At 61.1% G+C, this 20,912-nt stretch carries 20 protein-coding genes, 1 tRNA gene and 1 pseudogene; 14 read left to right on the plus strand and 8 right to left on the minus strand.

The genetic code is table 11. From position 1 onward, the window contains the following. The first annotated feature begins 58 nt into the window (after nucleotides 1-58). The 10 genes from ACT9T4_RS06130 (at nucleotide 59) to ACT9T4_RS06175 (ending at nucleotide 10,874) form a co-directional block, all read left to right on the plus strand. Complete coding sequence (locus ACT9T4_RS06130; protein WP_499116078.1) at nucleotides 59-874, plus strand: ABC transporter permease; 816 nt, start codon at nucleotides 59-61, stop codon at nucleotides 872-874. Continuing rightward, the gene (locus ACT9T4_RS06135) at nucleotides 871-1,641 is read left to right on the plus strand and encodes an ABC transporter ATP-binding protein (protein ID WP_499116080.1); all 771 of its coding nucleotides are present in this window, start codon (nucleotides 871-873) and stop codon (nucleotides 1,639-1,641) included. Before ACT9T4_RS06130 ends, ACT9T4_RS06135 begins: the two co-directional genes overlap by 4 nt. Nucleotides 1,642-1,651: 10 nt before the next feature. Further along, nucleotides 1,652-2,380, plus strand: a complete 729-nt coding sequence (locus ACT9T4_RS06140; protein ID WP_179537578.1) for an urea amidolyase associated protein UAAP1 — start codon at nucleotides 1,652-1,654, stop codon at nucleotides 2,378-2,380. Nucleotides 2,381-2,390: 10 nt separating this feature from the next. After that, entirely contained in the window at nucleotides 2,391-3,026 is a 636-nt protein-coding gene (locus ACT9T4_RS06145; RefSeq protein ID WP_042555331.1) for an urea amidolyase associated protein UAAP2, read from the plus strand. Between the two features lie 339 nt (nucleotides 3,027-3,365). Continuing rightward, nucleotides 3,366-7,004 carry an urea carboxylase gene (uca, locus tag ACT9T4_RS06150; RefSeq protein ID WP_499116083.1) on the plus strand — a complete coding sequence of 1,213 codons (3,639 nt, stop codon included), beginning with the start codon at nucleotides 3,366-3,368 and terminating at the stop codon, nucleotides 7,002-7,004. Between the two features lie 105 nt (nucleotides 7,005-7,109). Beyond that, nucleotides 7,110-8,585 (plus strand): sensor domain-containing diguanylate cyclase, encoded by a 1,476-nt coding sequence (locus tag ACT9T4_RS06155; RefSeq protein WP_179537576.1) that lies wholly within the window; start codon nucleotides 7,110-7,112, stop codon nucleotides 8,583-8,585. Next, nucleotides 8,582-8,779, plus strand: coding sequence for a cysteine-rich CWC family protein (locus ACT9T4_RS06160; RefSeq protein WP_285400852.1), 198 nt, complete (start codon nucleotides 8,582-8,584; stop codon nucleotides 8,777-8,779). The genes ACT9T4_RS06155 and ACT9T4_RS06160 overlap by 4 nt, the downstream gene beginning before the upstream one ends. 7 nt (nucleotides 8,780-8,786) lie before the next feature. Next, nucleotides 8,787-9,479 (plus strand): pseudouridine synthase, encoded by a 693-nt coding sequence (locus ACT9T4_RS06165; RefSeq protein WP_499116085.1) that lies wholly within the window; start codon nucleotides 8,787-8,789, stop codon nucleotides 9,477-9,479. Between the two features lie 344 nt (nucleotides 9,480-9,823). Beyond that, entirely contained in the window at nucleotides 9,824-10,702 is an 879-nt protein-coding gene (locus ACT9T4_RS06170) for an alpha/beta fold hydrolase (RefSeq protein ID WP_499116087.1), read from the plus strand. Nucleotides 10,703-10,800: 98 nt separating this feature from the next. Then, nucleotides 10,801-10,874 (plus strand) — tRNA-Gly (locus ACT9T4_RS06175). A gap of 320 nt (nucleotides 10,875-11,194) precedes the next feature. On the opposite strand, the pseudogene ACT9T4_RS06180 reads toward ACT9T4_RS06175, so the two are convergent. The 4 genes and pseudogenes from ACT9T4_RS06180 to ACT9T4_RS06195 all read right to left on the minus strand — a co-directional run. Further along, nucleotides 11,195-11,389, minus strand: a pseudogene (locus ACT9T4_RS06180) (tyrosine-type recombinase/integrase); the annotation flags it as partial. Beyond that, complete coding sequence (locus ACT9T4_RS06185) at nucleotides 11,311-11,709, minus strand: hypothetical protein (RefSeq protein WP_499116088.1); 399 nt, start codon at nucleotides 11,707-11,709, stop codon at nucleotides 11,311-11,313. The pseudogene ACT9T4_RS06180 and the gene ACT9T4_RS06185, both read right to left, overlap by 79 nt. Continuing rightward, complete coding sequence (locus tag ACT9T4_RS06190; RefSeq protein ID WP_499116090.1) at nucleotides 11,702-11,917, minus strand: hypothetical protein; 216 nt, start codon at nucleotides 11,915-11,917, stop codon at nucleotides 11,702-11,704. Before ACT9T4_RS06190 ends, ACT9T4_RS06185 begins: the two co-directional genes overlap by 8 nt. Then, complete coding sequence (locus tag ACT9T4_RS06195) at nucleotides 11,914-12,132, minus strand: DNA-binding protein (RefSeq protein WP_499116092.1); 219 nt, start codon at nucleotides 12,130-12,132, stop codon at nucleotides 11,914-11,916. Before ACT9T4_RS06195 ends, ACT9T4_RS06190 begins: the two co-directional genes overlap by 4 nt. Before the next feature lie 126 nt (nucleotides 12,133-12,258). Here ACT9T4_RS06195 and ACT9T4_RS06200 point away from each other — a divergent pair, with 126 nt between their 5' ends. Continuing rightward, nucleotides 12,259-12,522: a DNA-binding protein gene (locus ACT9T4_RS06200; protein ID WP_499116208.1), complete on the plus strand. Its 264-nt coding sequence runs from the start codon at nucleotides 12,259-12,261 to the stop codon at nucleotides 12,520-12,522. A gap of 356 nt (nucleotides 12,523-12,878) precedes the next feature. Here ACT9T4_RS06200 and ACT9T4_RS06205 read toward each other — a convergent pair whose 3' ends face one another. Beyond that, nucleotides 12,879-13,544, minus strand: a complete 666-nt coding sequence (locus ACT9T4_RS06205) for a hypothetical protein (protein ID WP_499116093.1) — start codon at nucleotides 13,542-13,544, stop codon at nucleotides 12,879-12,881. Nucleotides 13,545-14,201: 657 nt separating this feature from the next. Between ACT9T4_RS06205 and ACT9T4_RS06210 the strand changes: the two genes are divergently transcribed. The 3 genes from ACT9T4_RS06210 to ACT9T4_RS06220 are packed head-to-tail and all read left to right on the plus strand — an operon-like array spanning nucleotide 14,202 to nucleotide 17,083. Then, on the plus strand, nucleotides 14,202-15,224 hold the full coding sequence (locus tag ACT9T4_RS06210) for an ABC transporter substrate-binding protein (RefSeq protein ID WP_499116095.1): 1,023 nt from the start codon (nucleotides 14,202-14,204) through the stop codon (nucleotides 15,222-15,224). Between the two features lie 12 nt (nucleotides 15,225-15,236). After that, nucleotides 15,237-16,289 (plus strand): FecCD family ABC transporter permease, encoded by a 1,053-nt coding sequence (locus ACT9T4_RS06215; protein WP_499116096.1) that lies wholly within the window; start codon nucleotides 15,237-15,239, stop codon nucleotides 16,287-16,289. Beyond that, complete coding sequence (locus tag ACT9T4_RS06220; RefSeq protein WP_499116098.1) at nucleotides 16,286-17,083, plus strand: ABC transporter ATP-binding protein; 798 nt, start codon at nucleotides 16,286-16,288, stop codon at nucleotides 17,081-17,083. The genes ACT9T4_RS06215 and ACT9T4_RS06220 overlap by 4 nt, the downstream gene beginning before the upstream one ends. Nucleotides 17,084-17,095: 12 nt before the next feature. On the opposite strand, the gene ACT9T4_RS06225 is transcribed toward ACT9T4_RS06220, so the two are convergent. The 3 genes from ACT9T4_RS06225 to ACT9T4_RS06235 all read right to left on the minus strand — a co-directional run bounded on the left by ACT9T4_RS06225 (nucleotide 17,096) and on the right by ACT9T4_RS06235 (nucleotide 20,885). After that, nucleotides 17,096-19,210: a TonB-dependent siderophore receptor gene (locus ACT9T4_RS06225; protein ID WP_499116100.1), complete on the minus strand. Its 2,115-nt coding sequence runs from the start codon at nucleotides 19,208-19,210 to the stop codon at nucleotides 17,096-17,098. A 456-nt stretch (nucleotides 19,211-19,666) separates the two neighbouring features. Further along, nucleotides 19,667-20,308 carry an MltR family transcriptional regulator gene (locus ACT9T4_RS06230; protein ID WP_052493834.1) on the minus strand — a complete coding sequence of 214 codons (642 nt, stop codon included), beginning with the start codon at nucleotides 20,306-20,308 and terminating at the stop codon, nucleotides 19,667-19,669. A gap of 88 nt (nucleotides 20,309-20,396) precedes the next feature. Then, nucleotides 20,397-20,885 carry a restriction endonuclease gene (locus tag ACT9T4_RS06235; RefSeq protein WP_499116102.1) on the minus strand — a complete coding sequence of 163 codons (489 nt, stop codon included), beginning with the start codon at nucleotides 20,883-20,885 and terminating at the stop codon, nucleotides 20,397-20,399. Nucleotides 20,886-20,912: the final 27 nt, after the last annotated feature.

Consider the following 20,912-nt stretch of genomic DNA (forward strand, 5'->3'; position numbering starts at 1 on the left):
GGAACACGTGACGAGACGCTCGGCGTCTCGTCTCCGGCCACCGTAACCCGAGATGCCCATGCGCCTGATCAACCGACACCCCGACAGGGCCGGCCGATTGCTGCTGGTGTTGCTGCCCTTCGCACTGCTGCTGTTCGCCTATTTCATGGGCTCGGCGCAGCGCCTGGCGGAGAACCCCAACGACAAGCTGCTGCCCAGTGCCAGCCAGATGGTCGCCGCCGTCGACCGCCTGGCCTTCACCGAAGACAAGCGCACCGGTGGCTACGCCTTCTGGCAAGACACCGCATCGAGCCTGACGCGTCTCGGCATGGGCATCGGCATCGCTGCGCTGGTCGGTCTTTGCCTGGGCATCGCCGCCGGCATCCTGCCGCTGCTGCGTGCACCGCTGTCACCGCTGCTCACCGTGCTGTCGATGGTGCCGCCACTGGCGATACTGCCGATCCTGTTCATCGTCTTCGGCCTGGGCGAACTGTCCAAGGTCATGCTGATCGTCATCGGTATCACCCCGATCCTCGCCCGCGACCTGGAGCAGCGCGCCCGGGAAATCCCCCAGGAGCTGCTGATCAAGGCGCAGACCCTCGGCGCCAGCACCTGGACGCTGATCCTGCGGGTCGTGCTGCCACAACTGCTGCCGCGCCTGCTGATCGCCCTGCGCCTGGTACTGGGCTCCGCCTGGCTGTTCCTGATCGCCGCCGAAGCCATCGCCAGTACCGACGGCCTGGGTTACCGCATCTTCCTCGTGCGCCGCTACATGGCGATGGACGTGATCCTGCCTTACGTGGTGTGGATCACCCTGCTCGCCTGGCTGATGGACCTCGGCCTGCGTCAGCTGACGCGGCTGTGCTTTCCCTGGTACGAGGGGGCCAAGGCATGAGCTTCATTGAAGTGAAAAATGTCTGGCAGACCTATGGCGACCAGATCGTTCTGGAACGCTTGAACCTGTCCATCGCCGAGGGCGAGTTCTGCACCCTGGTCGGCGCGTCCGGCTGCGGCAAGTCGACCTTCCTGCGCCTGCTGCTGGGCCAGGAGCGGCCGAGCAAGGGCGAGATCCTGCTGGGTGGCGAGCCACTCGTGGGCGAGCCGGATGCCAGCCGCGGCGTGGTGTTCCAGCGCTATTCGGTGTTCCCGCACCTGAGCGTGCTGGACAACGTCGCCATCGGCCTGGAACTGCCCCGCGCGCCATTGCTCGGTCGCCTGTTCGGCGCGGCCAAGCGTGACGCTCGCGAGCAGGCCGCGGCGATCCTCGGCAAGGTCGGCCTCGGCCATGCCCTGGACAAATACCCCAGCCAGCTTTCCGGCGGCATGCAGCAGCGCCTGGCCATCGCCCAGGCATTGATCATGAAACCCCGGGTGTTGCTGCTCGACGAACCCTTCGGCGCCCTCGACCCCGGCATCCGCAAGGACATGCACGCCCTGCTGCTGGAGCTGTGGCGTGAAACCGGGCTGACGGTGTTCATGGTCACCCACGATCTCGCCGAAGGCTTCAGCCTCGGCACCCGCCTGATGGTGTTCGACAAGACCCGCATTGACCCGCACGCACCGAATGCCTTCGGCGCGCGTATCACCTACGACATCCCCCTGAACAGCGATCGCAAAAACGCCATCGCGGCACTGCCGGCGCATCTTGCCCCGGCCCTGTAAGGAGACTGCCATGACCACTGCCCTGACCCTGCGCCCTACCCTCTACGAAGAAACCCTCCCTGGCGGCGGGCACACCTCGTTCGTCCTCAAGCGCGGCCAGTTGCTGCGCATCACCGACCTCGAAGGCGGCGCCAACGTCAGCCTGCTGCTGTTCAACGCCGTAGAGAAAAGCGAGCGTCTCAACCTGCCGGACACTCTCAAGGGCCAGCACACCGCCAAGCTCACGGCCGGCCATTGCCTGTACTCGGACATGGGCCGCGTGCTCGCGGCGATCACCGCCGACACCTGCGGCTGGCACGACAGTTTCGGTGGCGTGCTCTCCGCCAGTGAGGTGAGCGAGAAATACGGCCAGGGGCGCTATCAGGAACTACGCAACGGGTTCTTCCGCAACGGCGTGGACAACCTGCTGGTGGAAATGGGCAAGTGGAACCTCAACCTGCAAGACCTGCTGATGACCCTCAACCTGTTCAGCAGGGTCAGCGTCGATGCCGACGGCGCCTTTCGCTTTCACGGCGACAACAGCCAGGCCGGTGACTACATCGAGCTGTATGCACCGATGGACACCCTGGTGGTGCTCACCGCCCTGCAGCACCCGATGGACCCCAACCCGCAGTACGCGCCCAAGCCGGTGCAGCTGAGCTGGAGCAAGGTCGAGAGCGACGGCATCAGCGTGCTCTGCCGTACCTCGCGCCCGGAAAACGGCCGCGCCTTCCACAACACCGAACGCCAATACCTCTGAGGGTGCCGACATGAGCCTGACCGAAAGCAACCTGCATCCCGAGACCGCCGTATTTCGCCACACCATCGCAGCGGGTGAGCCCTACCTGTTCGAGGTCAAGGCCGGGCAGACCCTGCGCCTGCACGACCTGGAGGGCAACCAGGCCATCGACACGCTGTTCTACAGCGCCCGCAACCCCCGTGAGCGCTTCGACCCGCAGCGCACCCTGCGCAAGCAGAACAACGTCTACCTGACTGCCGGCACGGTGCTCTATTCCAACCTCGGTAACCCGCTGCTGACCATCGTCGCCGACACCTGCGGCCGCCACGATACCCTCGGTGGCGCCTGCGCCCAGGAGAGCAACACCGTGCGCTACGCCCTGGACAAGCGCTTCATGCACAGCTGCCGCGACAACTTCCTGCGCGCCAGCCTGCACGACGGGCGCCTGGAGAAACGCGACATCGGCGCCAACATCAACTTCTTCATGAACGTGCCGGTCACCCCGGACGGCGGCCTGACCTTCGAAGACGGCATCTCCGCACCCGGCAAGTACGTCGAGCTGCGCGCCGAGACCGACGTGATCGTGCTGATCTCCAACTGCCCGCAGCTCAACAACCCCTGCAACGGCTGGAACCCCACGCCTGCGGAGGTGCTGGTATGGGAATGATCAAACGCTGGTTGTTCGCCCTGTGCCAGAGCAGGAGTGGGCAGGTGCTGCAACCTACGCCCCGAGACAAAACACCGGCCTCCTAACAAACGAAATCCTTTGTGGGAACCGAGTGAGGCCAAAAAGAATTCCCCACCCCGGACGACCGTGGTGCAGACCCAATACCGGCGGGACGGCCCGCCACGTTCAACGAGGCCGGAGCGAAGCGTCGCGAGCGAACATCAGGCAAGGCGGCTGCCAGTGAGAAAGCGGAGTTTGCTGTAGCAAATGAGCATTTCGAACTGGCTGCCAACGCCGCGTGATGGAGCGCAGCAGCTTCGAACGGGCTCGGGAGCCGATATGTTCGAAAAACTTCTGATTGCCAACCGCGGTGCCATCGCCTGCCGCATCCTGCGTACCCTGCACGCGCTCGACGTCAAAGGTGTCGCCGTCTACTCCGAGGCGGACGTGGCCAGCCTGCACATCCAGCAGGCCGACGAAGCCTTTTCCCTCGGCGACGGCCCTGCTGCACACACCTACCTGGTGGTCGACAAGATCCTCGCGGCCGCCAAAGCCAGTGGCGCCAAGGCGATCCATCCCGGCTACGGCTTCCTCTCCGAAAACGCCGCTTTCGCCGAGGCCTGCGAAGCGGCCGGCATCGCCTTCGTCGGCCCCACGCCCGAGCAACTGCGTGTGTTCGGCCTCAAGCACACCGCCCGCGCGCTGGCCAAACAGCACGGCATCCCCATGCTCGAAGGCACCGACCTGCTGGAAAACCTCGACGCCGCGCTGGTCGCTGGCGAGCAGGTCGGCTACCCAGTGATGCTCAAGAGCACCGCTGGCGGCGGCGGCATCGGCATGCGTGTGTGCCGTTCGGCAGAGGAACTGAGCGAGGCCTTCGACGCGGTCAAGCGCCTCGGGCAGAACAACTTCAGCGACAGCGGCGTATTTATCGAGAAGTACATCCAGCGTGCCCGCCACCTGGAAGTGCAGGTGTTCGGCGATGGCCAGGGCGACGTGCTCGCCCTCGGCGTGCGCGACTGCTCGGTGCAGCGGCGCAACCAGAAAGTGCTGGAAGAAACCCCGGCACCCAACCTACCAGCCGGCATGGCGGACGCGCTCTGCGCAGCAGCCATCGAACTGGCCAGGGCGGTCAGCTACCGCAGTGCCGGCACCGTGGAGTTCGTCTACGACAGCATCGCGGAGCGCTTCTACTTCCTCGAAGTGAATACCCGCCTGCAGGTCGAGCACGGCGTCACCGAACAGGTATGGGGCGTCGACCTGGTGCGCTGGATGATCGAACTGGCAGCCGGCGACCTGGCGCCGCTGCACGAGCTGGCCGAGGGCCTGAGCCCCCGCGGCCATGCCATCCAGGCGCGGCTGTATGCCGAAGATCCCGGTCGCGACTTCCAGCCCAGCCCTGGCCTGCTCACCGCCGTGCAATTCCCGCCTGCCGACGGCCAGTCGCTGCGCATCGACACCTGGGTCGAAGCGGGCTGCGAGATTCCCCCCTACTTCGACCCGATGATCGCCAAGCTGATCGCCTGGGCACCCACCCGCGATCAGGCCAGCAGCGCACTGGATGCCGCCCTGGGCGAATCGCTGCTGTACGGCGTGGAGTCCAACCGCGACTACCTGCGCCAGATCCTCGCCGACACGCCCTTCGCCAGCGGCTCACCCTGGACCCGCTGCTTGGAGAATCTGGTCTATCAGGCCAGCACCTTCGAGGTACTGGCTGCCGGTACCCAGACCACCGTGCAGGACTTCCCCGGTCGCCTCGGCTACTGGGCAGTCGGCGTACCGCCCTCCGGGCCGATGGACAGCCGCGCCCTGCGCCTGGGCAATCGCCTGCTCGGCAACCCGGAAGGCGCCGCTGGCCTTGAGATCACCATGAGCGGCCCGACCCTGCGCTTCAACACCGACGCGCTGGTGGCGGTCACCGGCGCGCAGATTCCGCTCAGCGTCGACGGCGTGGCCCAGCCCTTGAACACCACCCTGCTGATCCGCACCGGCAGCACCCTCGCCCTGGGCACCATCGCCGGTGCCGGTGCGCGCAGCTACCTGAGCGTGCGTGGCGGCGTTCAGGTGCCGGACTACCTGGGCAGCAAGAGCACCTTCACCCTCGGTCAGTTCGGCGGCCACGCTGGCCGCGCACTGCGCGCCGGAGACGTGCTGCACCTGCCGCCGCTCGACACCACGCAAGCCGGCGCGCAACTACCAGACGAACTCTGTACGGCCCTGCCCGCCGTGCGCGAAATGCGGGTGATCTACGGCCCTCACGGCGCACCGGAATACTTCACCCCGGCCTATATCGACACCTTCCTCGGCACCGACTGGGAAGTGCACTTCAACTCCAGCCGCACCGGCGTGCGGCTGATCGGCCCCAAGCCGGAATGGGTACGCGAGAGTGGCGGCGAAGCGGGCCTGCATCCGTCCAACATCCACGACAACCCCTACGCCATCGGCGCGGTGGATTTCACCGGCGACATGCCCGTGATCCTCGGCCCGGACGGCCCCAGCCTTGGCGGTTTCGTCTGCCCGGTGACGATCATCGAAGCCGACCTCTGGCAGCTCGGCCAACTCAAGGCCGGCGACAAGGTGCGCTTCGTACCGGTGGATATCGCCACGGCGCGGGAGCTGGCACGGAACCTCGACGCCACCTGTAGGAGCCCGCTTGCGGGCGATCAGTCGCGCCGGCGGATCGCTGGCAAGCCAGCTCCTACACAGGCGCTTGTTTCACCCATCGTCCTCGACCTCGGCGACGGCGACACCCGCCTGGTCGCACGCCTCTCTGGCGACACCCACCTGCTGCTGGAAATCGGCCAGCCCGAGCTGGATCTGGTATTGCGCTTCCGTGGCCATGCGTTGATGCAGGCGCTGCAAGCCAAGGACATCGCCGGGGTGATCGACCTGACGCCTGGCATCCGTTCCCTCCAGGTGCACTACCAGCCGGAGACCCTGGCGTTGCAGCAGTTGCTCGATATCGTCGCTGGCGAGTGGGACGCCGTGTGCGCCACCGGCGACCTCAAGGTGCCGTCGCGCATCGTCCATCTGCCGCTGTCCTGGGATGACCCGGCCTGCCAGCTGGCCATCGACAAGTACATGACCACCGTGCGCAAGGACGCGCCCTGGTGCCCGAGCAACCTTGAGTTCATTCGCCGCATCAACGACCTGCCCAACCTCGACGAGGTGCACCGCACGGTGTTCGATGCCAGCTACCTGGTGATGGGCCTGGGCGACGTCTACCTCGGCGCACCGGTGGCCACGCCGCTCGACCCGCGCCACCGCCTGGTCACCACCAAGTACAACCCGGCACGCACCTGGACGGCCGAGAACTCGGTGGGTATCGGCGGCGCCTACATGTGCGTGTACGGCATGGAGGGCCCCGGCGGCTACCAGTTCGTCGGCCGCACCCTGCAGATGTGGAACCGCTACCGTGAAGTCGCCGCCTTCGACGGCAAGCCGTGGCTGCTGCGCTTCTTCGACCAGATCCGCTTCTACCCGGTCAGCGCGGACGAGCTGCTGCGCATTCGCCGTGACTTCCCGCTGGGCCGCTTCGACCTGCGCATCGAACACAGCGAACTGGCCCTGGCCGACTATCAACGCTTCCTCACGGACCAAGCCGACGGCATCGCCGCCTTCCGCGACCAGCAACGCAGCGCCTTCGCCGCCGAGCGCCAGCGCTGGATCGACTCTGGCCAGGCGCACTTCGAAAGTGACGAAGGCGTGGCCGAGCCCAGCGAAAACGCGCCCCTGGGCGCCGGCCAGCACAGCGTCGACAGCCACATCGCCGGCAACCTCTGGCAAGTCCAGGTCGCGGAAGGTGCCGAGGTCCAGGCGGGCGATGTACTGGTGATCCTCGAATCCATGAAAATGGAAATCCCCCTGCTCGCGCCCTTCGCCGGCGTGGTCAGAGACATTCACGTGCAACCCGGCTCCCCGGTGCGGGCCGGTCAGCGTGTGGCGGTCATCGAGCAGGTGCCCATACAGTCTGAGTAAAGACCGTAAGCACAGCAGGGCGAAACCCCGGTCTTCGCTCTGCTCGGCTTGCGCTGAAACGTCAACAGACCCTAGCATTGCGGCATCTACCAAGAAGCCAGCACGATGCCATCACCGTCACCCAAAACCGCCAGCCCACGCTCGCTGGTGTTTCTGCTGCTCGTTCTGCTCGGCTGCGGTTTCATCGCCACCTCGCTGGCCAGCTATTACGCGGCCCTCGACTCGATCCGCGACAACATCGTCAACACCGAGCTGCCGCTTACCTCGGACAACGTCTATTCGGAAATCCAGAAGGACCTGGTGCGCCCCATCCTCATCTCCTCGATGATGTCCCGCGATACCTTCCTGCGTGACTGGGTGCTCGGCGGCGAGCAGGATCTCGAGCCCATGACCCGCTACCTGCAGGAAGTGCAGAGCCACTACGGCACCGTCACCAGCTTCTTCGTCTCCGAGCAGAGCAAGACCTACTACCAGGCCAAGGGCGTGCTGAAGCAGATCGACGAACAGGCCAGCCGTGACGTGTGGTACTACCGCCTGCGCGACATGAAGGAGCCCTACGAGATCAATGTCGACATCGACATGGCCAACCAGGACCGCATGACGGTCTTCATCAACTACAAGGTCTTCGACTACCAGCACCGCTTCATCGGCGCCACCGGCGTCGGGCTGACCGTGGACGCCGTGGTGCAACTGATCGACGAGTACCAAAAGCGCTATGACCGCAGCGTGTACTTCGTCGACACCACCGGCCGCATCGTGCTCACCGGCGCCAGCGGCGGCCCCATGGGCGCACGCATCGGTGACCTGTTGAGCGAGGTGGAAGGCCTCGAGGATCTGCACAGCAAGCTGCCGCATCCGCAGAGCGGCGACTTCTTCTATCAGGATCACGGCCGTGGCCACTTCCTCAACGTGCGCTTCATCCCCGAGCTGGACTGGTACCTGCTCGTCGACAAGCACGAGAGCGGCGCGCTGGCGGGCATTCGTCAGTCGCTCTACCTCAACCTGCTGATCTGCGGCGTCGTCACCCTGACCGTCCTGCTGCTGGTCACCCTGGTGCTGCGCCGCTACCAGGCCCGCATCACCGCGCTGGCGACCACCGACTCGCTGACCGAGCTGCCCAACCGCCGCGGTTTCGAACTGCTGGCCAACCAGGCCATTCAGGAAGCGCGGCGTAGCCAGAGCACGCTGTGCGCCCTGCTCTTCGATCTCGACGGCTTCAAGCAGCTCAACGACAGCCACGGCCACCTGGCTGGCGATGCCGTACTGCGCGGCTTCGCTCGCCACCTGCAGCAGAACCTGCGCCAGTCCGACATCATCTGCCGTTGGGGCGGCGAGGAATTCATCCTGCTGCTCAAGGACACCGCCCTCGACGCCGCCCGCCAGCTCGGCGAAAAGATCCGCCAGCAGACCGCCAGCAGCCACTTCGAATTCGCCGGCCAGCACCTGCACACCTCCACCAGCATCGGCCTGGCGACCCTGCAGGAAGGCGACGACCTGCAGGCGCTGATCGCCCGCGCCGACCGCGCGCTGTATCGCGCCAAGCAGGCCGGGCGCAACCGCATGTGCGAAGAAACCCAGTGAACACCAGCCTCTGCCCCGCCTGTGGCCAGCCCAACCGCTGCGCCCAGGCCGACAGCGACGGCGTGGTGAGCCACTGCTGGTGCTTCGATGTGGAGGTCGAACCGCAGGCTCTCCAAGAGCTGCCGCCCGAAGCGCTGGACCGCGCCTGCCTGTGCCCGCGCTGCGCCCAGGCCCTGCCTGTGGAAAACGGCTGAGCGGCCCATGCGCATCGACCGCCTGCTCAGCAACCTGCCGCGTTTCAACCGTCAGGAGGCGCGCCTGCTGCTCGCCGCAGGGCGCGTGCGTATCGACGGTCAGGTCTGCCGCGACAGCCGCGCCGAAGTGCGTGACTTCCACCGCGTGGAGCTCGATGACGAGGTTCTGCAAGCGGGCAAAGCAGCGCGCTACTTCATGCTGCACAAACCGGTCGGCGTGGTCAGCGCCACCAGCCACCCGGAACACCGCACCGTGCTCGACCTGCTGGACGAGCCCGACAAGCACGAGTTGCACCTCGCCGGGCGCCTCGACCTCAACACCAGCGGCCTGCTGCTGATCACCAACGACGGCCTCTGGTCACGCCGCGCCACCGCCCCCGACGGCAGCCACGCCAAGGTCTACCGGGTGGAAACCGAGCAGGTCATCGACCCGGCAGCCATCGAAGTGTTCGCCAACGGCCTGTACTTCGCCTACGAGGACCTGACCACCCGCCCTGCATTGCTGGAAATCGAAGCACCACAGCGCGCCAGGCTGACCCTGCACGAGGGTCGCTACCACCAGATCAAGCGCATGTTCGGGCACTTCCAGAACAAGGTCATCGGCCTGCACCGCGAGAGCCTTGGCACGATTCGGCTCGACCCTGCCCTGCCGCCGGGCGCCTATCGGCCGCTCACCCAGGCGGAAATCGACAGCATCTGAGCAAGTAACGGCACATGCCTTGTCAGTGACCCGCAGCGCTGCTTAACTCGAACGAGACATCGCAGCGGTGCGTGCCAATGCCCGTGCGCTCTCTGCTGTCGTATTCCGGTTGCTCGCGCCTGCCGCGAAAGGGCTCCTGCCTGGTGAAATGAATGAATTCTGCCGCCGTGCGCGCGCAGGTTCCTTCTACCCAGCCCTAACCATCTGATTTTTCTTATAAATCATAAGATTCTCCTGGCTGACATGCGCTTGTCACGCCGGGGCGCTTTGCTAACCATCCGACTTGCCCGGTTTACGGCCCCGCCCGTCAGCCGTGTTCATCTTTTGCGCCAGGAGGAATACACATGAAGCCAGCAACCGCTGTCGTCGATGTCCACGGGACGTACAAGGTACACACGGAATTTCATACCAACCCCGCGGCCCGCAAGACCATCATCCTGGTCAACGGCTCGCTGTCGACGACCGCCTCCTTCGCGCAAACGGTCAAATACCTCGGTACCCAGTTCAACGTGGTGCTCTACGACCAGCCCTATGCGGGCCGCTCCAAGCCCCACAACCGCAACGACCACTGCCTCAGCCAGGAAGACGAAGCCGCGATCCTGCTGGACCTCATCGACCACTATCAGGCGCAGTACCTGATGGCCTTCTCCTGGGGCGGCATCGCCAGCATGCAGGCCCTCTGCGAACGCCCGGCCAGCCTGGAAAAAGCGGTATTCGCCTCGTTCTCCCCGGTGCTCAACGCGCCCATGCTCGACTACCTGGGCCGCGCCCTGGCGTGCCTGCAGGACAGCGACAGGGTCGGCCACCTGGTCAACGACACCATCGGCAAATACCTGCCCGCACTGTTCAAGCGCTACAACCACAAACACATCAGCAGCCTGAGCCACCACGAATACCGGCAGATGAACGCGCACATTCAGCAGGTGCTGCGCATGCAGGCCCACTGCCACATGGACCGCCTGGCAAGCATCGACATCCCCCTGCTGTTCATCAACGGCGAACATGACGAATACACCAGCGCCAGCGACGCCCGCCTGCTCGCCCAGCACATCGACGACTGCCAGTTCGCCACCGTCGACAACGCCGGCCACTTCATCGACATGGAACACAAAGGCGCCTGGCTGCAGACCCAGAACGCCCTGCTCGGCTTCCTGCAAGGCAGCACCGCCAGCAGCCGGCGCTACACCAGCTACCCCGGCCTGCCGCACGCCATGGCCGTATGAGCAGCAGAAAACAGAGCCCGCACACCGCTCCAGACACATTTCTGGCCGACGCGGGCTTCATTTCGCAGACGACTTCCGGTATAAAGACGCACGCAAAAGCGGGCTTCGTATAATGGCATTACCTGAGCTTCCCAAGCTCATGACGAGGGTTCGATTCCCTTAGCCCGCTCCAGATCAGAAACACTAAAGCCCTGTTTTTACAGGGCTTTTTTGTGCCTCCGGTTTGAAGGTGTCGACAAAGTGTCGAAATTGCCTATTTGCCTTTGGAGCTGGATGCATTGCCCCGGTCGCCACCTGATGGGTTGCCGGTAGTACTAGGCCAGTTACCACCTGGGCCCGAATGGCTGGATTGCCCACGCCCGCCGCTACTTTGGCCAGAACTGCCGCCAGATTTATTACCACCGCCACCGCTTCCCTTAGCCATAGTCACGCCCTCTCTAGATGTAGGAGCTTTAGGTATAGCTGATATACCGAGGCTGCAACTGAATACGCCTAGAACGATTGGATATCAGCCATTGGCCCCAGCCTGATCGCGTCATTCAAGTGTTCAGGCGCCAAATGCGAATAGCGCATGGTCATGGCCAACGACGCATGCCCCAAGATCTCTTTCAACGTGACGATGTGCCCACCAGCCATGATGAAGTGAGCCGCGAAGGTGTGGCGCAGTATGTGGCTGGCCTGAGCGCGGCCCTTGCCCCCTCTTGAATAGGTCCGGTCATACGGCCCAGTACGTTGCCGGAACTCTGCCGGTCGCAGTGCCCTATCGCCCGAATGGTGCGGATGCTCGAAAAGAAGGTTTCATCGGGGTAACGCGACTTACCATCGAGATCCATCGTCAAGAGATAGCCGTGTTCGTAGACCCCTTCCATTGGCAGAACAAAGCCCAGGACGTGAAAGCAGCGCCACATGGGTTCGGGGTCTTTCTCCCAAACCAGCTCCATTAGAACTGTCTGGCCAACGTATGAAGCTGCGTTCGAAGGGTTAACCACATCGAGCTGATTAGGCATGGCTGTAGCCCCCTGGATTGAAGACGGTTTTGCCTTCGTTCATGTCGGCGCGGGTACGAGCAAGGTTGGCCATGCCAAAGTCAGCCAGCCGCATGCTGGGCACAGTGCCCTTGCTGACCCACTCGAAGGCTTCATCAACGGACACACCGCTCATTTCAGCGAAGGTCTTGATGCTGCAAAGGTCGAGGCTTTCGTCTTTCTTCTTCATAGCGTCCATTCCTGCTCAGGAAGCTGCTGGTGCAACAGGGCCACGTTGACCATGGTGCGTTTGCCGACCTTCTGCGAAGGCAGGTAGCCGCGTTCGAGCCAACTGCGCACCACCAAGGGTTCATCCGCCATGCCGATCCACTCGGCGAACTTCGGCCATGGCATCAAAGGCGGCGCGCCATGGAGCTTTTGGGAGTCGAGACCTTCCTTATCCATCTGCTTTGTTCCACTATGTTCCGCTGTAAACCCCAAGTCTATTTTGGGAAACTATTTACCACAGAGGAATTATTTCCCAAGAGACCACTCTTGGCAAATAATTTCCCAATTTTGATTTCCTATCGAATGACAGCTGCTGATAGAGCTAGGGCACTGCTGAAGAAGCTAGGCCCCAAAAAGACAAGCGAGCACGGCGGGGACTACGAGCGCTGGAGAAGCGTGAGCAAGGGCTCTGTGCGTGTTAGCACCGAGGAAATAGACGTACTGGTGAAGATCTATCCGCAGTATGCCCTTTGGCTGGCAAGCGGCCAGATCGCGCCCGAGGCAGGCCAAACCAGCCCGGATTACGACGAAGCCAACCGAAACTTGAGCCAACACGACGAGGGATAGCGATTACACAGGAAGTAGCTAGGCGCTGGTGCGCCCGAGCAAATGGGGCCGAGTGTAACTAAAGGTATTTGGATGGTATCGATTACACAGCCCAAGCGAACGGTGTGAGAGATCTTTTAAGGTTCACTGCAATGCCTAATTAGCGCTGGAGTTTTAGGCAATTATGTAGTGCTACGTACTAGCAATTATACTTACCTAACAAAAGATATACGTAGCAAAACGTCACCAACAGCCAGGGATGTTCTCACTTCCATTGTGCCCCTTGAAAGAAAGCACTTTATGAATCAACTGAGGAGCCAACTTACACTCTCGCACCTAGCCAAGAACTTATATATGGAGCCTAAATTTTTCAAGAATTAGCGCCGCGCTTTTGGCGCCCCACTTGCTTGACTTGTTAGCATTCTCGCCATGCGTTCCAAGTCATCAGCAACACCATCAAATCCGAAATAGTTTGTAGGATGCTCATACATACTATCGAAATAATCTTCTTGTGGCTTATAGCCTGGCAGTCTTGAGCGAAGCTCATCGCGAAGCATGATCGCATGCACTCTGAACCTACGATCATATTCAGCATTTCTCTCACTGCCTAAGCGCATCATATTATTTGTCATGGCTTCCCAGTCTGCTTGCCGCTGCTCCTCTGAACGAGAGGAAGATAAACGATTCTCCATAAGGTTACGATCATCCTCTCGTTTGGTTCTGTCGATAAAATCTCTAAGATCTTTAACGACTTCTAGAGTTTTGTCCCTTAAAGCTATCTCATCAAAGTCTACAACTTGCTGTACTTTATCATCGTACTTGAGGGCTCTATCTTTATAGGATTCAGCTAGTTCAGATCTTAAATGCAAGCGTTCCTTTAGAGCTTCATTTGATGCGTTTATCTGATCTATTACAGCAGTAAATCTCCATTTTGCTGCTATGTACGCAAGGCCGAACACGATGGCAGCAATAATCATAAACGCAAATGGGGCTTGAGATACTACCGTCCATTCCTTTGAGATGTATTCAAATAGTTTATCCACTACACATTCCTTTTAAGTATTAACAGTCTCTAAATAGCGTTCCGCCCTAAGCCATAGAAAGGAGGGTGATATAGCTACGAAAAGCAAAATTTTCAAAATAAAGAAAAACCGTATTTTTGTTATTTTATATGACGGAGTATTTGCCGATGCGCGTTCGCTTGGCTTGAAAATCTAACAGTTTCATCACCACTGGGCATATATACACAAAGGCGCAGGAGAGGTGCAAGACGCGCGAGGGCCCATGTCGAAAAAGTGTCGAAACCACTGCGGCGCAAAGCTGAGTAAAGCATGTAAAATCCGCGCCCAAGCGAGCAATGCAGGGACTTTGCGGAGCATTGCGAGAGCTGGAAAAGGGTTCGATTCCCTTGGCCCGCTCCAGATCGGAAACACCAAAGCCCTGCTCTCGCAGGGCTTTTTCGTATCTGGGCGAGAGCCGTTCCTACTGGTGGCACATGACGCGAAGAGCAACTGCCACTGCCTGCAACCCTGTACCATTTCAGGCAGCCGGATGACCGCTTGTACCCAGACCGACCGCTAAAATCCGCCACGTAGATAAACCGGATGATGAGAAAGATGACCAGGCAACGCGCTTACCCACTGGCAGTAATGCTTCTCGCTTTTCTTTTCTCTAGCTTTTCCCATGCGGAGTCTCGACAGGTGGTCGATCTGCTGGGCCGCAGCGTTACCGCGCCCTTGCCGGCCAAGCGGGTGATTCTGGGTTTCAACTTCGAAGACTACATAGCCGTAGGTGGTGATTCGGCGTTCGACTCGGTGGTGGGCATTTCCCGGGGCGCCTGGGAAAAGAAGGTGCCTTTGAACTGGCAACTGCATGTGGCTCATCGCCCGGCCCTCGATCGCCTTGCCGATGTGGGCGAGGTGGAAACGCAGAGCTTCTCGGTCGAGAAAGTGTTGAGCCTCAACCCGGATCTGGTGGTGCTGACGGCCTGGCAATTCGAGGGTTTGCCAGATGAAGTGGCACGCTTGGAAAAGGCCGGTGTACCGGTACTGGTCATCGACTACAACGCGCAGACCCTGGAGCGGCACGTCGCCTCCACCCTGCTGCTGGGTGCCGTGACCGGGCAAGAAGCCAGGGCACGGGAGCTGGCCGACCTCTATACAGCCGCCGTCAAGGACGTGGAAAAGCGTATTGCCGACGCGCACAAACCCAAGCCGCGCATCTACCTCGAATTCGGTAACAAGGGGCCGGCCGAATACTCGTTCACCTACGGCAAGAACATGTGGGGCGCCCTGGCGACAGCCGCGGGTGGCGACAACATTGCGGCTCCCTTCGTGGAGTGGTGGGGGCCGATCAATCCTGAGCAGGTGCTGGTTGCCCGCCCTGAGGTCATTGTCATCTCCGGGCGCGAGGACAACAGCAACCCAACCGCGCTGTCCATGGGCCCCGGTGTAAAAGCCGAGACAGCGCGCCAGCAATTGCAGGCGTTTGCCTCTCGCCCAGGCTGGGCGCAATTGCCTGCCATCCGCGATGGGCGGCTTTACGGGGTTTACCAGGGAGCGTCTCGCAGCCTGGGCGATTTCGCCATGCTGCAATTCATCGCCAAGCAGCTCTACCCGGAGCTGTTCGCCGATCTCGACCCCGTGGCCAATTACCTGAACTACCACCGCACGTACTTGCCGGTGGCCGCCGAAGGCACGTACGCCATCGGCGTCAATGATTAAGCCCAGCCTCCCATGACCCCATCGACACTCGAAAAAGACGCCATTGCCGAGCACCGCCTGCGTGAGCGCAAGCGTTGGCGCAACTGCCTGTTGTTCGTCCTTCTGTGCGGCGGCTGCCTGGTACTGGATATCGCCACGGGGCCTTCACTGCTGTCGCCCTGGGAAGTGCTGCAATCGCTGCTGAACATTGGCGATCGCCAGCCAATGACCGACACCATCGTCCGTGATCTGCGCCTGCCCGTGGCACTTATGGCCCTGGCGGTAGGCGCCGCTCTGGGCGCCGGTGGCGCACAGATGCAGACCTTGCTGAACAACCCCATGGCCAGCCCCTACACCCTGGGCATGGCAGCTGCAGCGGGGTTTGGTGCAGCGCTTAGCCTGGCCTTCGGCAGCTTCGGGCTGGGCGCCTTGATCGGCGTGCCACTGGGCGCTTTCGCCTGTTCCATGCTGGCGGTTCTGTTCCTGTTCGCGTTGGCCACGCTGCGTCAGGCCGGTAGCCATACGATCATTCTGGGAGGAATCGCCATGCTGTTCCTCTTCCAGTCGCTACTCTCGCTCGTGCAGTTCCTGTCCTCGCCGGAGCTTTCCCAGCAGATCCTCTTCTGGCTGTTCGGCAACCTCGGCAAAGCCACCTGGACGACCCTGACCATCACCGCGGTGGTGACCCTGGCGTGCTGCCTGATCCTTATGGGTGACGCCTGGAAGCTGGCCGCCCTGAGCTTGGGTGAAGCGCGAGCGGTAAGCCTGGGGGTGAACATCCGCTGGCTGCGCCTGAAGATTCTGATACTCGTCGCCGTGATGACCGCAACGGCAACCAGCTTCGTTGGCGTAATCGGTTTCGTCGGGCTGGTAGCCCCACACATCGCGCGGCTGCTGGTCGGTGAAGATCAGCGCTTCCTGCTGCCGCTCTCCGCACTCTGCGGCGCCTTCATGCTGTCGGCGGCATCGGTGCTGTCCAAGTCCATCCTGCCCGGCGCACTGTTCCCGATTGGTATCGTGACGGCCATCGTCGGCGTGCCATTCCTGCTCTGGTTGATATTCGCACCACAGCGAGGCAGAACATGATCCAGCTCGACGAACTCAGCATCGCCCGCGCTGGGCGAACCATCATCAACGGGCTGAGCACCAATCTTCAGGCGGGCGCCATTCATGTCGTGCTGGGCCCCAACGGCACCGGCAAGACCACCTTGTTACGTGCGCTGATGGGCGACCTGCCGCTGGCAGGCGGGCGTATTACCCAGGGGCAGCAGAGCCTAGCTGGCGGCCGGCATTCGCGACGAGTACTGCAAGCCTGGCGCGAAGACTTCGCCTATATGCCTCAGGACTGCAGCACCGAGGTGTCGCTGTCGGTGCTCGAGGTCGTGGTGCTGGGCAATCTGGGTCAGATCGGCCTGCGCCTCGATGACGCGCTGTTGCAGCGCGCCATGGAGAAGCTCGGCCAGGTAGGTATCGCGCACCTGGCCGGGCAAGCAATCGGTGCACTCAGCGGCGGCCAGCGGCAGATGGTTTTCTTCGCTCAGGTATTGATGCGCGAACCGAAAGTCATGCTGCTGGATGAACCCGTCAGCGCCCTGGATCTGCGCCATCAGGTCGCCCTGCTCGACCGCGTGCAGCATGAAACACGCGCCAGGAACCTGGTAACGGTGGTCGTTCTTCACGACCTCAATCTGGCCTGTCAGTACGCCGACAATCTGCTGGTGCTGGTCGATGGCAAGCTGGCCGCCAGCGGCCATCCAGGCGAAATCATCACCGCTGAGCTGATCAAGGCAACCTACGGCGTCACCGTCGACATCCTGCGGGATCGGCAGAACCGCCCCGTGGTGCAGCCGCTCTCCCGTCAGGCATGGGTAGATGCCTGACCGGAACAGCCATCAGAAGGTGTAAGCGAACCCTGTCTGAACGGTGCGTGGCTCACCCGGATAGGCATAGGCGTTGAAGGCGCCTTCTTCGTAGCCTTTATTGAAGACGTTACGCACATCCAGATTCAGCCGCAGGTGCTCGTTGACCTGATAGAAGCTCAGCAGGTCGGTAACTGCATAGCTCTCCATGGTGTAGGTCTGCGCCGCCGTCTGGCCGGCACGATCATCCACGTACTTGAAGTTGGCGCCCAGGCCCAAGCCACGCAGCGCGCCACCGCGGAACTCATACACGCTCAGCAGGTTGAAGCTGTTGCGCGGGATGTTGGCTTGGCGGGTGCCGCGCGGTAGCGAGTTGTCACGCGTCACTTCGGAGTCCGTGTAGGCATAGCCGCCGATGACTCGCCATTCGGGCGTCAGATCACCCGCCACGTTCACCTCGAAGCCACGGCTGCGCACTTCACCCGCGGCAATCCGAAAGGCCGGGTCGACCGGGTCGACGGTCTGGACGTTTTCCTTGGTGACGTGGAACACCGCCGTATCGATGCTCAGCAAGCCACCCAGCGCTGCCCACTTCATGCCCAGCTCGTAGGCCTTGCCCTCCTCCGGATCAAACCCGCCACCCAGACGCGCCGCGCCGGAGTTGGGCTTGAACGATTTGGAGGCGTTGGCGTAGACGGCAACGCTGTCGGTCAGGTCGTAGATAACGCCGACACGCGGGGTCACGGCGTTGTCGGCCATGTCCCAGTCGGCGTTCACCGGCCTGAGATCATCATAATCATGTTCGAAACGCTCGATGCGCACGCCGCCCAGCACTTTCAGGCGCTCGGTCAGGGCCACCTGATCCTGCACGAAAGCCGCCCAGGTCTTCAGCTTTTCGCGATCATGAGTGGTGATATTGCCCAGCGCCGGGCGCGGCTGGCCGAGAACCGGATTGAAGATATTGATCGGATACGCAGCGGTGGAGCGATTGATGATCGACTGGTAATCGTAGTTCTCGTATTCCACGCCAGTGATCAGGGTGTGGCCGAAACCGAAGGTATCGAAGTGACCGGTCAGGTGCAGTTGCACGTCATGGTCGGTCCATTCGAGTTTGCGGTAGTTGAAGTTGCGGTTGAGCGTCACACCATCAGCGGCAACACCGTTGGCTTCCACCGCATTGCCCTTGAGCGAGCCGGCGAGGTACTGATAACCGCCACTCAACGCCCAGTCATCATTGAGCTGATGCTCGAAGCGCAGTTGCACCATGGCGTTATCGTTGTGCAGTTTGTTGTCGGTGCCCTTCTCCCAGTAATAGGTCGAGTGGCTGGGTTGCCCGCGCTGGGTCGGGTAATGGGTCAGGCCGCGATCCAGTGGGTGATTGTTGCGCATGAAATCACCCTCCAGAACGATGCGCGTGTCGTCCGACACCTGCCAGCTCAACACCGGGGCGATGCCATAGCGCTCGCTTTCCACATCATCACGAAAGCTGTCGCCCCCTTCGGCCATGACATTCAGGCGATAGGCCAGGCGGCCCTCCTCGTCGAGCGGGCCGCTGGTGTCCAGCGTGCCACGACGCAAACCCTGATCGGTGAACTGGCTGCCAACCGTCGTACGCTGCTCGGCCAATGGCTGCTTGGTGATGACGTTGAAGGTGCCACCGGGATCACCGCGACCATAGAGCGTCGCGGCTGGGCCACGCAGCACTTCGACTCGCTCCAGGGTGTTGGCATCCGGCGAGTTGGGATAGCCGCGATTGATCGGGAAGCCGTTGCGGTAGAACTCACCGGTGGTAAAGCCGCGCACCGTGAAGGTGGTCAGCCCCTGGCCGCCAAAGTTGTTGGCGCGGCCGACGCCGCCCGCCTGATCCAGCGCCTGCTGCAAGCGAGTCGCGGAGATGTCTTCGATCACATCGCGGGACACCACGCTCACCGACTGCGGCGTCTCGTGCAACGCAGTATCGGTGCGCGTAGCGCTGGCCGAACGCGTGGCGCCATAACCAAGCACAGGGCCCGTGGCACTCTCGCTGGTGCCAGTGATGAAGGAATCCGGAAGCTCGACTGCCGCGCCTTCCGACACAGCCAACGTTGCGGCATGAACGCCAACGGAACACAGGGACAGCAGGCAGATTGAGGCGTGATTCCAGCGCATGGAAAGGCGGTCCTGATGGGGGGGCCGCGATTCTAATCCAGTTGATATTGACTAACAATTGCACTGGAGAATCAAATGCAAAACAGCGGATCTGCAAAGCACAAAGGTAAAGAGGCTGAAGATCACAGCCGCCAGGATCACGAGCAGACCCGCCCCGCCGGTGCCAGCCACTGAGCCCTGCTAGCACAGTCCCCCATCGCTATCTAGAGGGGCTAGCGGCACAGCGTCGCACCGGCGCGAACTCCAGGACCATAGAAAAGGTGAAAGAGTTATTTTAGTTCCAACACCGAGCCAGCTGGCGGCTCATAAATAAATCTGTCCCCTTTTCCGCTGGTATGCCCGAGCACATGGAGCCAAGTGCGAGTGAAGCAGCTCGAATATTAACGTTTGGTTAAGGGGCGGGCTTTAGCCCGTCCCAGTGAGCGAAGCGAACGGTTTGAACCAGTAGTTAGGAGACTACCGCACAAGTTCGACTAGCTCTTGAAGCCCATTTTCTTTTAAGAAATTCCTCAGAGAGTCAATCCCTTTTTGATTTAACGATATGTCATGGTCTTCCATTGGTGTGCATTTCTTAATCTGCAAGATTGAAACTTCGATTATTCCCACTGCAGTCATCATTGATCGTGTGAATTTACCGCGTGCTCGTGAGTCATTATCCTTGCCGTGGAGATACAACTCATTGCAACGGGATGCAATTGGCTCGTCATTAAATGTGATTGGTTTCGAAACATGAGCGAAGTCGTTTCTAATTTTCCTTACCAAATGAATGTCTTTGCGCACGTTTTCCGGCAAAAGACCGAGTGCATAAGCAGAGTCTATTCTTGAAGAAAAAGTCCCAAATGGCCCGTTAAAGTCGAACATCTTATTTATGACTTTATCGTTGCGGACGAAATGGCTTTTTAATAGATCACCAAGCCTTTCATCCAAATAGGCTGCAGCCATTAGTGCGCAACCGCGATCAGACTCTTGATTCAGAGTTTTTCTAAAGTCTGTTACTGCTCTGACTGGGGCGGCAATGTGATCGGGCATGCCTTTAATTGATTCATCAACGATTCCGCCAATAAGGCCGAGCGCGTCTCTTATCTGATCATCATCCATGTATGCGAGCTCTCCTAACGTTTGAATTGAGCGGCCTGCGCGGCTTTTCGCGCAGGTCCGCTCGAATGATGGGTTGGGCGTCTGGCGGTCAAATGTCGACCTCACCACGGATTAGCTCAACGGTTGGCTTAGCAACAGCCATCACTTCGGTAATCGTAGGCGGGCTACGTCGATAGGCCAGATTTAGCGATGCAAGCAAACGGCCACCATCAACGAGTTCAACCACAAAGCCTCTCTGCGCCGCGAGGGCTTGTTCTTTGGTCACTCCGCGAGTGAAATGGGACGTAGTCACAAGCAGAGAATTGGTGGCGCCATTGATTGCCATTGTTCCAATGAGTTCCCGAAGGACACGCACGCCAACCTTGTTCTTGGTGTGTTTGACCTGGGCGTAAACATCACCGTGATCGTTATGATCAACGATGACGTCAACGCCCCCATCCTTTGATCTTGCGGTCACTCGGGCATCGTAACCGAATTCGCGGAACACGCCCTTGGTCACGTCTTCTAGAGCCGCCCATGCGGTTGAAGAACCGCGACCAAGTAGATGCGCTTCAATCTCACTTTCGAGGGCGGCCAACTGCTGCTCATCTGGCCCGGAAGAAAA

Source organism: Pseudomonas sp. SZ40 (assembly GCF_052958135.1).